Annotated in this window: 4 protein-coding genes; 3 read left to right on the forward strand and 1 reads right to left on the reverse strand. The window is 68.7% G+C overall.

Features of this window, described 5'->3' with window-relative positions; genetic code table 11:
• Positions 1 to 73: 73 nt before the first annotated feature.
• A complete protein-coding gene (locus tag CCN51_RS42775; protein WP_014180760.1) occupies positions 74 to 865 on the reverse strand; it encodes a transglycosylase SLT domain-containing protein in 792 nt (263 codons plus the stop codon).
• A gap of 449 nt (positions 866 to 1,314) precedes the next feature.
• Here CCN51_RS42775 and CCN51_RS42780 point away from each other — a divergent pair, with 449 nt between their 5' ends.
• The 3 genes from CCN51_RS42780 to CCN51_RS42790 all read left to right on the forward strand — a co-directional run bounded on the left by CCN51_RS42780 (position 1,315) and on the right by CCN51_RS42790 (position 3,548).
• The gene (locus CCN51_RS42780) at positions 1,315 to 2,472 is read left to right on the forward strand and encodes a GAF domain-containing sensor histidine kinase (protein ID WP_043487882.1); all 1,158 of its coding nucleotides are present in this window, start codon (positions 1,315 to 1,317) and stop codon (positions 2,470 to 2,472) included.
• Entirely contained in the window at positions 2,465 to 3,115 is a 651-nt protein-coding gene (locus tag CCN51_RS42785) for a response regulator (RefSeq protein WP_014180762.1), read from the forward strand. Before CCN51_RS42780 ends, CCN51_RS42785 begins: the two co-directional genes overlap by 8 nt.
• A gap of 190 nt (positions 3,116 to 3,305) precedes the next feature.
• A complete protein-coding gene (locus tag CCN51_RS42790) occupies positions 3,306 to 3,548 on the forward strand; it encodes a chaplin (protein WP_014180763.1) in 243 nt (80 codons plus the stop codon).
• The last annotated feature ends 55 nt before the right edge of the window (positions 3,549 to 3,603 follow it).

A 3,603-nucleotide genomic window follows, 5' to 3' on the forward strand; every position in this document is an offset into this window, starting at 1 on the left:
TCGGCGTCAGGCGTCAGGCGCAGGCGTCGGACTTCAGTCGTCAGGAGACTTCGGTCGTCAGGCGTTGTACGGCTCAGTAGGGGCCGTTGACGTTGTCCATCGAGCCGTACCGGTGGTACGCGTAGTTGCACGCGGCGGTGATGTTGGCGACCGGGTCGTAGATGTCCCAGGAGGTGCCGTCGACGTGGTAGGCCTTGAAGGTCGGGTCTATGACCTGGAGCAGGCCCTTGGAGGGAATGCCGTTCTGGGCGTTGATGTCCCAGAGGTTGATGGCGCGCGGGTTACCGCTCGACTCCCGCATGAGGTTCCGGTAGATCCCGTTGTAGCTGCCCGGGATGCCCTTCTCCTTCATGACGGCGAGCGATTCCTTGATCCAGCCGTCGAGGTTGTTCGCGTAGACCGGCTTGCGTGCGGCGGCCCGGCTCGCGGCCTCCCTGGCGGCCCGCTCCTTGTCCGCCTTCTCCTTGGCGGCCTTCTCCTCGGCGGCCTTCTTGGCGGCGGCTTCCTCGGCGGCCTTCTTCTTCGCGGCTTCCTCGGCTGCCTTCTTGGCGGCGGCCTCCTCAGCGGCCTTCTTCTTCGCCGCCTCCTCGGCCGCCTTCTTCTTCGCGGCCTCCTCCTTCGCCTGCTGCGTGGCGAGCTCGGACTGGTGGACAAGGCTCTCGTGCTGGGCCTCGTGGTCGACGACCTGTTTGCTCCAGGCGACGGGCTTGGCGGGCAGTTCCTTGGTGGCGGTCGTGTGGCCTTCGGACTGGGCCGGGACGACTGCGAAGGCGAGGGCGGCGGCGCCCGCGGCGGCGATGCCGGCGGCGGAGAACTTGTGCGTCTTGGTCAAGCGGCTGTAACCGGGAATGCGGGGGACGGGCATGGCGGACTTAACCTCTTCCAATCGCTCGTGTCGCAGGCCAAATCGGCGCTTGGGAGCGCCGTGTTCTGATCTACGGCGCCGTGCGACTGATGGAAATTCTTAGCGCCCGCAAAATGTTGTGGCAAAGGCGTGACATACGACCCTGCTTAGTGGACACCTAGGCGGCTCCCACCTGTGAGAGCGGCCGTCTTCCCCGCTCACGACTGCTTTAAAACGTCCACTATTCGTGGTCGTACGTGATTCAGGTCCTGTGTCAGGGGTCACAGCGCAGATGCTTCCGTATCGCGTGATGTGCCTGAGCAAATACATACTGTGGTCGCCATTCCGGATCATCGCGACGCGCCGCTGCAAAGCGAATTCCTCCCTCCTCGGGACTAGGACTTAGGTCCCGAGGAGTGCCGCCGACCGGCCGATATGCCCGAGTCGCGCGCGCCGGTACGGTGTCCGTCATGACAAAGGGACGCGGTGCCGGGGCCGGGGCGGGCCTGGCCAATGTGAGTGATGCGCTCCTCGCCATGAGCAGACACCTGGAAGTCCGTGATGTCCTAAAGACGATCGTTGTGTCCGCCCGTGAGGTGCTTGATGCGGAGTATGCGGCGCTGGGGGTTCCAGACGACCATGGGGGCTTCGCCCAGTTCGTAGTAGATGGGGTCAGTGAGGAGCAGTGGAAGGCCATCGGCCCGCTGCCCCGCCAGCACGGAATCCTGGCCGCGATGCTGCACGACGCCACCCCGCAGCGGCTGGCCGATGTCCGCCTGGATCCGCGCTTTGAGGGCTGGCCCGATGCGCACCCTGAAATGTCCGACTTTATTGGGCTTCCCATTGCCGACGGCGACGAAGTGCTCGGCGCGCTCTTCCTCGCCAACAAGCGCTGCCCCAAGCCGAGCGGAAGCTGCGGATTCACCTCGGAGGACGAGGAACTGCTGGCCATCCTCGCCCAGCACGCCGCGATCGCCCTCACCAACGCCCGGCTCTACGAGCGCAGCCGCGAGCTCACCATCGCCGGAGAGCGCGCCCGGCTCGCCCATGAGCTGCACGACGCCGTCTCCCAGAAGCTGTTCTCCCTGCGGCTCACCGCCCAGGCCGCCACCGCGCTCGTGGACCGCGACCCCGCCCGGGCCAAGGGCGAGCTGCAGCAGATAGCCGCCCTCGCCGCCGAGGCGGCCGACGAGCTGCGCTCCGCCGTCGTCGAGCTGCGCCCGGCCGCCCTCGACGAGGACGGCCTCGTCGCCACCCTGCGCACCCAGATACGGGTCCTCGACCGCGCCCACACCGCCCGCGTCACCTTCGCCGCCCGCGGCGTCCGCGCGCTGCCGGCGGCCCAGGAGGAGGCCCTGCTGCGGGTGGCCCAGGAAGGCCTGCACAACGCCCTGCGCCACGCGAACGCCGACCGGGTGGAGGTCACCCTGGCCCGCCACGGCCAGGGCGCGCTGCTGCGCGTCACCGACGACGGCGCGGGTTTCGACCCCTCGGCCGTCCGCCGGGCGGGGCGCCACCTCGGTCTGGTCTCGATGCGCGACCGGGCCGGCGGCGTGGGTGGCCGTCTGACCGTGGAGTCGGCGCCCGGAAAGGGCACCGTGATCGAAATGGAGGTGCCCGGTGGCTGAGCCGGCCAGTGGGATCCGGGTGTTGCTCGTGGACGACCACCAGGTGGTGCGGCGCGGGCTCCGGACGTTCCTGGAAGTGCAGGACGACATCGAGGTGGTGGGGGAGGCGGCCGACGGCGAGGAGGGCGTGGCCCGCGCCGAGGAACTGCGGCCCGACGTCATCCTGATGGATGTGAAGATGCCCGGCACCGACGGCGTCGAGGCGCTGCGCCGGCTGCGCGGCCTCGACAACCCGGCCCGGGTGCTGGTCGTCACCAGCTTCACCGAGCAGCGCACGGTCGTCCCCGCCCTGCGTGCGGGCGCGGCGGGATACGTCTACAAGGACGTGGATCCCGACGCCCTGGCGGGCGCCATCAGGTCCGTACACGCCGGGCATGTGCTGCTCCAGCCCGAGGTGGCCCTGGCGCTGCTCTCACAGGAGGAGGCGGGCGGCGGCCAGGGGCGGGGCGGCTCGCTCACCGAGCGGGAACGTGAGGTGCTGGCGCTGATCGCGGACGGCCGGTCCAACCGGGAGATCGCCCGCGCACTGATCCTGTCCGAAAAGACCGTGAAGACCCATGTGTCCAACATTCTGATGAAGCTGGACCTCGCCGACCGGACGCAGGCGGCGCTGTGGGCCGTACGCCATGGAATCGGGGCGTAGGTTGGGTCAATTGCGCGGATTGTCACACTAAGAGGCGATCTGTTGGTGATACGGGAGTGCCGTCTGTCGAGCCGAGATTCATACGGTCGGGTGTATGTCACCCGGACAGCGCAACCCGGTCCGCCCCGCACCGTTCTCCAGGGCGGCTGCGGCGGCCTGCCGCAGTGTTGCGCTAGAAGGGTCTTACCAAGTGAAGAACATCAAGAAGTTCGCGGCCGTCACCATCGCGGTGGGCGGCCTCGCCCTCGCGGGTGCCGGCGCTGCCTCCGCCCACGGCCCCCAGGCTCAGGGCCAGGCCGTGAACTCCCCGGGCGTCGTCGCCGGAAACGAGGCCCAGGTGCCCGTGTTCGTCCCGGTCAACGCCTGCGGTAACACCGTCCGTGCCATCGGTGTGATGAACCAGACCTTCGGCACCTCCTGCGGCAACCGCTGAGCATTCCCCCTCGCATCACACACCACCCCGGCGGCCCGGCCGCCGGGGTGGTGTG

Source organism: Streptomyces milbemycinicus, from assembly GCF_002154605.1.
Lineage (GTDB): Bacteria > Actinomycetota > Actinomycetes > Streptomycetales > Streptomycetaceae > Streptomyces > Streptomyces milbemycinicus.

Coding starts and splice junctions, on each gene's coding strand:
- CCN51_RS42775 (WP_014180760.1), bottom strand. CDS start 865: ATGCCCGTCCCCCGCATTCCCGGTTACAGCCGCTTGACCAAGACGCAC.
- CCN51_RS42780 (WP_043487882.1), top strand. CDS start 1,315: ATGACAAAGGGACGCGGTGCCGGGGCCGGGGCGGGCCTGGCCAATGTG.